Annotated in this window: 7 protein-coding genes; 4 read left to right on the plus strand and 3 right to left on the minus strand. The window is 63.4% G+C overall.

The window, feature by feature from the left end:
• The first annotated feature begins 253 nt into the window (after positions 1 to 253).
• The 3 genes from N5D48_RS25350 to N5D48_RS25360 all read left to right on the plus strand — a co-directional run bounded on the left by N5D48_RS25350 (position 254) and on the right by N5D48_RS25360 (position 2,527).
• The gene (locus tag N5D48_RS25350) at positions 254 to 733 is read left to right on the plus strand and encodes a glycine zipper domain-containing protein (protein WP_279888816.1); all 480 of its coding nucleotides are present in this window, start codon (positions 254 to 256) and stop codon (positions 731 to 733) included.
• A 209-nt stretch (positions 734 to 942) separates the two neighbouring features.
• A complete protein-coding gene (locus N5D48_RS25355) occupies positions 943 to 1,752 on the plus strand; it encodes a CheR family methyltransferase (RefSeq protein ID WP_279888818.1) in 810 nt (269 codons plus the stop codon).
• 118 nt (positions 1,753 to 1,870) lie between these two features.
• Complete coding sequence (locus N5D48_RS25360) at positions 1,871 to 2,527, plus strand: response regulator transcription factor (protein WP_279888819.1); 657 nt, start codon at positions 1,871 to 1,873, stop codon at positions 2,525 to 2,527.
• On the opposite strand, the gene N5D48_RS25365 is transcribed toward N5D48_RS25360, so the two are convergent.
• The 3 genes from N5D48_RS25365 to hslO all read right to left on the minus strand — a co-directional run bounded on the left by N5D48_RS25365 (position 2,517) and on the right by hslO (position 5,764).
• Positions 2,517 to 2,951 (minus strand): thioesterase family protein, encoded by a 435-nt coding sequence (locus tag N5D48_RS25365; RefSeq protein WP_279888821.1) that lies wholly within the window; start codon positions 2,949 to 2,951, stop codon positions 2,517 to 2,519. The two genes, N5D48_RS25360 and N5D48_RS25365, sit on opposite strands and share 11 nt — an antisense overlap.
• A 189-nt stretch (positions 2,952 to 3,140) precedes the next feature.
• On the minus strand, positions 3,141 to 4,682 hold the full coding sequence (locus N5D48_RS25370) for a phosphoenolpyruvate carboxykinase (protein WP_279888822.1): 1,542 nt from the start codon (positions 4,680 to 4,682) through the stop codon (positions 3,141 to 3,143).
• Positions 4,683 to 4,861: 179 nt separating this feature from the next.
• On the minus strand, positions 4,862 to 5,764 hold the full coding sequence (hslO, locus tag N5D48_RS25375) for an Hsp33 family molecular chaperone HslO (RefSeq protein WP_279888823.1): 903 nt from the start codon (positions 5,762 to 5,764) through the stop codon (positions 4,862 to 4,864).
• Positions 5,765 to 5,872: 108 nt separating this feature from the next.
• On the opposite strand from hslO, the gene N5D48_RS25380 reads away from it, so the two are divergent.
• A partial coding sequence (locus N5D48_RS25380) for a phosphatase PAP2 family protein (protein WP_279888825.1) occupies positions 5,873 to 6,627 on the plus strand: 755 nt, incomplete at its 3' end.

The raw sequence follows: 6,627 nt of genomic DNA on the forward strand, positions 1-6,627 counted from the left end.
CCCCTTTCGCGACACAAGGCCGCTCCTACAGGGCAAGCGCAGATACCGAGCAACTGCCCACAAAAAAGCCCTGTTCCGCAACGGTTCAGGGCTTCGTCATAAATACCTCAGACAGCCGAAAATCGAGAAAGTTTCACACATAATTCAATAAGTTAGAGAATTGTGTACAACTCGTGCTACTCGTCGGATTCCGATTGCCAGCCGCCTCGGCGAGCCTCAAATTCCGCCTCGTCATCCCTCTGAGGCTCTCTTGATGAAGAAGTACTCCTCGATTCTGTTGTTGTCTTTCGGTCTGCTCAGCGGCGTTGCCATGGCAGGCGGCACCACCGAAGCCGGCATTGGCGGCGCATTGGGTGGGGTACTGGGCTCCGTGGTGGGCAACTCCATCGGTGGTAGCACCGGCGGCGCCATCGGTGCCGGCTTGGGCGGCGCGGCCGGCGGTGCCCTGGGTGCCGACAAGCGCCAGCGTGGCGAAGCCGCCATCGGTGGCGCGCTGGGCGCGGCGGGCGGCAACGTCGTCGGTCGCTCCGTGGGCGGCACCACCGGCAGCTACATCGGTGCGGCGGCAGGCGGCGGCGCCGGTGGCGCGCTCGGCAACTACATGGGCAACAAGGCCGATGAGGACGAACGCCGTGATTCGCGCCGCTACCGTCGCGACTACGATGACCGTCGTCACTACGACCGCGGCCACCACTACGGGCACCGCAAGCACAAGCGCCACTGGCGCGACTGATCGCCAGGCTTGCGCCTGACGCCTAAGGCCCTGCCCTCACCGGCAGGGCCTTTTCGTTTGCGTACGCACCGAAGGATTAGGGGCGGCCCCGATATGGAGGCTACTGGCCACTAGTTATCATCGCCGTCTCGACCATGCACAGGACGCAGGGAATGCGCGCGATCATCACCCACCCCTTCTGTTCACTCCGAGGCAGGGAGGGCTGAAGGATGCCCAGCCGTCGCCCGCCCCTGCTCAGCGAAGCCTGCTTCGCGAGCATTCGCCAGCGGGTCATGTTGGCCACGGGCATCCAACTGGCCGATGACCGCCGTAGCGTCGTCGCCATGCGCCTGCACAAGCGGCTCAAGGCCTTGCAGCTGACGGACTTCGAGCACTACCTCGCGCTGCTCGACACGCCCCGGGGCGCAGACGAGCACGAACAGTTGCTGCGTCTGCTGGTGGCACGCGACAGCTACTTCTTCCGCGAACATCGTCATTTCGAATGCCTGTCTCGCTGGCTGGCCGAACTCGACCGTCCCGCCCGTCTGTGGAGCGCGGCTTGCGCCACCGGGGAAGAAGCCTGGAGTCTGGCCATGGTCGCCGCCGAGCATGCCCGCCATCCGGGCTGGCAAGTGCTGGCCAGCGACTTCGACCGGCAAGTGCTGGAAAGCGCCGACGCTGGCATCTACGACATCGCCCAGGCCCGCTATTTTCCCGAAAGCTGGCTGAGCCGTCACTGCCTGTGCGGTGTCGGTGAGATGGCCGGCCGACTACAGGTCGCGCCAGCCTTGCGCAAGCAGGTACGCTTCGAGGCGATCAACCTGATCCGCCCGCTGCCTGAACATCTTGGCAGCTTCGACGTCATCCTGTTGCGCAACCTGCTGTCGAGCCTGGCGCCGCGCTACAGGCTCGAAGTGCTCCAGCGTCTGCTGGCGCACCTGCGCCCCGGCGGCCTGCTGATCATCGGCCACAGCGAAAGCATCCACGCACTCGGCCTGCCCCTGCGGCCGCTACTGCCATCGGTGTTCGAACGCCTATGATGAGAGGCACTGCCGCGCCAACCGGCAGACAGGGACTGATCGCGCACCCGCGCGGCAGTACGCTTTCGGAACGAGCAGGCCTGCCGCCCACCTTCCCTTGCGAAACAGGCCCTTATTCATGCCTTGCCGAATCCTGCTTGCCGACCACTCGCCGCTCTTCCGTGCCGGCCTGCGTGCCTTGCTCGAACAGAAGAAAGACTTCGTCGTGGTAGGCGACACCGGCGACGCCATGACGGCCGTGAGCCTGGCGGAAAAACTCAAGCCAGACATCGTGGTGCTCGACATGAGCGGCGAGCTGGACAGCCAGCAGGCCCTGCAGGAGCTGTTCATCCGCGCGCCCGCCAGCCGCGTGCTGATGTTCTCGCCGCGCTCGGAGCTGGATCATGTGATGAGCTGCCTGCAACTCGGCGCCCACGGGTTCCTGCTCAAGAACGCCACGGTGAGCGAACTGGAACAGGCCCTGCAGGCCCTGCGCGGTGGCGGTCAGTACCTGTCGTCGGCGGTGCTGCCGATGGTCATCGGCCAAGCGCTCAAGCACAGTCGCAAGCGTGTTGCCAGTCAGGCCCAGACGCCACCACTGACCACCCGCCAGCTGGAGATCCTGCGCCTGATCGCCCGCGGCGAGACCACCCGCTCCATCGCCGAAGGCCTGGGCCTGAGCATCAAGACCATCGAGGCGCACCGCTCGCAGATCATGCACCGCCTGCAGATCCACGACGTGCCCGGCCTGGTGCTGTTCGCCGTGCGCGAAGGCATCATCCGCCTCAACGATTGAGCGACAGCCCGGCGAGGATCAGTTGCAGGGCCTCGGGCAGCGCCGCCGGTCGCCCTGAGACCCGCTCGATAAACACCTGGACCACAGTGCCCGCCGCGCAAGCCTCGGCTTCCCCCGGGCGGAACAGTGCCAGACGGTACTCCACCGTGCTTCCGGCCAGGCGGGTGACGCCCAGGCCCACCTCAAGCACGTCGGGAAATCCCGGCAGGGCGAAGAAATCCGCCGCCGAGCTGACCACGAAGCCGGCCAGCTCGCCGTCGCGCAGGTCCAGTTCGGCCTGCTCTACCAGAAATGCCTGGATGGCGGTCTCAAAGAAGCCATGCACGGTGAAACCGGCGAGGTGACCGTTGTGGTCGTTGTCCTGCGGGCGGGTGAGGATGGGGTGAAAGTGAGAGAAGGCGGCACGTTGCGGGGATTCGGTCATGAGGGGCATCCTTGGCTGTCTTTCGCAGTTGCCGAAGCATCCCACACCCTGCGGGGATCGACTATCGCCTTGGCGGGGCATGCACAGCGGCGCCAGTTCGCCAGCAAAGCTGGCTCCTACAGGGCTGCGGTGATCCTTGAGAACGAAAAAGCCGCCCCGAGGGGCGGCTTTTTCAGACCGATCGCAAACTTACAGCTGCGGACCAGCAGCCTTGATGGCGTCGGAAACGTCGAACTTCTTGAAGTTCTCGGTGAACAGGCCGGCCAGGCCCTTGGCGGCTTCGTCGTAGGCAGCCTTGTCAGCCCAGGTGTTGCGTGGGTTGAGCAGTTCGGTCTCGACGCCTGGAACAGCCTTCGGCACGTCCAGGTTGATGATGTCCAGGTGCTCGGTCTCGGCACCGACCAGCGCGCCGCTCTGGATGGCCGCGATCACGCCACGGGTGGTCGGGATGCTGAAGCGCTTGCCAACGCCGTAGCCACCGCCGGTCCAGCCGGTGTTGACCAGGTAGACCTTGGAGCCGAACGCCTTGATGCGCTTGATCAGCAGCTCGGCGTAGACGCCGGCCGGACGCGGGAAGAACGGTGCGCCGAAGCAGGTGGAGAAGGTCGACTTGATGCCGCCGCCCGAACCCATTTCGGTGGAACCGACCAGCGCGGTGTAGCCGGACAGGAAGTGGTAGGCCGCCTGCTCGTTGTTCAGGATCGACACCGGAGGCAGGACGCCAGTCAGGTCGCAGGTCAGGAAGATGACCGCGTTCGGCTCACCGCCCAGGTTCTCTGCCGAGACCTTCTCGACGTGCTCCAGTGGGTAGGCCGCGCGGCTGTTCTGGGTCAGGCTCACGTCGGCGTAGTCGGCGTGCTTGTTGGCGTCGATGACGACGTTTTCCAGCACCGCGCCGTGCTTGATGGCTTTCCAGATGACCGGCTCGTTCTTCTCGGACAGGTCGATGCACTTGGCGTAGCAACCGCCTTCGATGTTGAAGACCACGCCTTCGCCCCAGCCGTGCTCGTCGTCACCGATCAGGTAACGGCTTTCGTCGGCCGACAGGGTGGTCTTGCCGGTGCCGGACAGGCCGAAGAACAGGGTCACGTCGCCCTCTTCGCCGATGTTGGCGGCGCAGTGCATCGGCAGCACGTCGGCGGCCGGCAGCAGGAAGTTCTGCACCGAGAACATGGCTTTCTTCATTTCACCGGCGTAACGCATGCCGGCGATCAGCACCTTCTTCTGGGCGAAGTTGATGATCACGCAGCCATCGGAGTTGGTGCCGTCACGCTCAGGCACGCACTCGAAGTTGGCGACGTTGAGGATCTGCCACTCACCACGGCCAGCCGGGTTGTACTGCTCGGGGTTGATGAACAGGCAACGGCCGAACAGGTTCTGCCAGGCGGTCTGGGTGGTCATCTTGACCGGCAGGTAGTGCTCGGCCGCAGCGCCTACGTGAACGTAGGAAACGAAGTGATCCTGGGCGTTGTTGAACGCCTCGACGCGGTCCCACAGGGCATCGAACTTGTCGGCCGGGAACTTGCGGTTGATCGGGCCCCAGCCAATCTGGTCCTGGGTGGACGGTTCTTCGACGATGAAACGGTCAGCCGGCGAACGACCGGTGCGATGACCGGTTTCCACCACCAGTGCGCCAGTATCGGCCAGCACGCCTTCACCGCGTTGCAGCGCTTCTTTTACCAGGTCATCGACGCTCAGGTCGGTGTACACGGTGTTGTTGGCTTGCGTCATGAGATACCCCATCCGGCCCGAGGCCGAGTGCTCCAAACGTTTTGTAGTTGTCTTGAAAAAACTACTACAGCGAAAAAAGTGGCCGGATTATGCCAGAAACGCCCAAAAAAAGTAGGCCCCTCCTGTCAGAACCGCGCTTTTGCGCAATTCGACAGGAGTTTCTCCTGTAGTTAATCGTTTCAGTGCTGAGTTTCCGAGGGCGCCTCGGTGCCGCCGCCAGCAAACAATTGCGCCACATCGCTTGCATCGAAGAGATAGCGTTCGTTGCAGAACTGGCAATCGATCTCGACCTGGCCGCCACACTCTTCCACCAACTGCTTGGCATCATGCTCGCCGAGACTCACCAGGGCGTTGCCGGAACGCTCGCGCGAGCAGCTGCACTTGAAGCGTAGCGGCTGGATGTCGAACAAGCGCACGGCGTCTTCGTGGTACAGGCGGTGCAGCATGGTTTCGTTATCCAGACCGAGCAGCTCCTCGGCCTTCACGGTGTTGGCCAGGGCCTTGATGTGAGCCCAGCTTTCCTCGCGCTCCTCGCTGTCCTTGTGGATCTCGGCCGGCAACTGCTGCACCAGCAGGCCACGGGCGCGCACGCCATCGGCGGCCAAGGTGATGCAGGTGTTCACCTGCTGCGACATGACGAAGTAGTTGGTGAAGCACTCCGACAGATCCTTGCCGTCCAGCTCGACAGTGCCCTGATAGCGCTGGCCGTTGACCGGAATGATGGTCAGCACCAGGTGGCCGCCCGGCATCAGATCGGCAAGGCTCGCGTCATCCTTGATCTGCTCGGCTTCGTAGCGCGCCAGACCGCGGATGTCGTGTTCGCTGGTGTACTCGATGGCCAGCAGTGGTACCGGGCCCTGGGACTGCGCCTGGAGGACCAGCAGCCCATCGAACTTCAGGGTGCCAACCAGCAAGGCCGCGGCGGCCATCAGCTCACCCAGCAGATGCTTCACCGGCTGCGGGTATTCGTGCTTGGCCAACACCTCGGCGTAGCTGTGTTCGAGCACGACCATTTCGCCACGTACGTCGCGGTCGTCGAACAGGAAGCGTTGGGTGAAATCGGTATCTGGCAAGTCGCTCATGGTTGTCTGGCTTTCTAAAAATGATTACAAAATAATTACAGGAGACTGAAAGGTCCGTCGCAGAGCGCTCACGAGGCGCTCATTTCCTGCTGGAGATCGAGGTATTTTATGGATAATCGACCACTGTTCCAAGCAAGGTGGTCCTGGGGACCCTTGGCAGCCTGCACCCTGCTGCCCATCGCACTACTGTGTTTCTGGTTGTGGCCCGTTGGCCAGATCCTGTGCCTGACTTTCGACGAGTGGCTGTTCCACAGCCTCAATGCGCCACTGGCCGACAACCTGGTCTGGCGGTCGATCTGGGCGGTCGGCAGCCTGCGCCCCTTCGACATCCTGGTCGGCCTGATCATGCTGTCGCTGCTGATCCGCGGCGATTGGGTGTTCAAGGCCACCCAGGTGCGCCAGGCGTTTTTCGGCTTCCTGGTCACCCTACTCCTCTTAGTGGTGGTTCGCGCGTTGTTTTCCAAGTGGGTCAGCGCAATGGGCTGGCAGCACAACAGCCCATCGATGGTGTTCGACAATGCCGTGCACCTGAGCGACTTCTATCCGAACCTGGAGTCGAAGTGGGAGCTCAAGGACCGCTCCAGCCAGAGTTTCCCCGGGGACCATGCCTCGGTGCTGCTGGTCTGGGCGCTGTTCATGAGCCTCTTCAGCCGCCGCCTGGCGCAACACCTGGTGATCTGGGCATTGGCGTTGCTGTTCATGATGCCGCGCCTGGTGGCCGGCGCCCACTGGGGCCAGGACGACTATATCGGCGGCCTGCTGATGGCGGTGCTGGCCCTGGGCTGGAGCTGCCACACACCCTTGGCGGCCAAGGCCAGCGCGGCACTGGTGCGTTGGACCGCGCCGTTGTTCAACCTGCTTGG

The sequence above is a fragment of the Pseudomonas sp. GD03858 genome (assembly GCF_029840925.1).
GTDB lineage: Bacteria > Pseudomonadota > Gammaproteobacteria > Pseudomonadales > Pseudomonadaceae > Aquipseudomonas.

Excerpts from the sequence above, each read along its gene's own strand:
- hslO (WP_279888823.1), bottom strand. The coding sequence starts at position 5,764 with ATGAGCGACTTGCCAGATACCGATTTCACCCAACGCTTCCTGTTCGAC.
- N5D48_RS25370 (WP_279888822.1), bottom strand. The coding sequence starts at position 4,682 with ATGACGCAAGCCAACAACACCGTGTACACCGACCTGAGCGTCGATGAC.
- N5D48_RS25355 (WP_279888818.1), top strand. The coding sequence starts at position 943 with ATGCCCAGCCGTCGCCCGCCCCTGCTCAGCGAAGCCTGCTTCGCGAGC.
- N5D48_RS25350 (WP_279888816.1), top strand. The coding sequence starts at position 254 with ATGAAGAAGTACTCCTCGATTCTGTTGTTGTCTTTCGGTCTGCTCAGC.
- N5D48_RS25360 (WP_279888819.1), top strand. The coding sequence starts at position 1,871 with ATGCCTTGCCGAATCCTGCTTGCCGACCACTCGCCGCTCTTCCGTGCC.
- N5D48_RS25365 (WP_279888821.1), bottom strand. The coding sequence starts at position 2,951 with ATGACCGAATCCCCGCAACGTGCCGCCTTCTCTCACTTTCACCCCATC.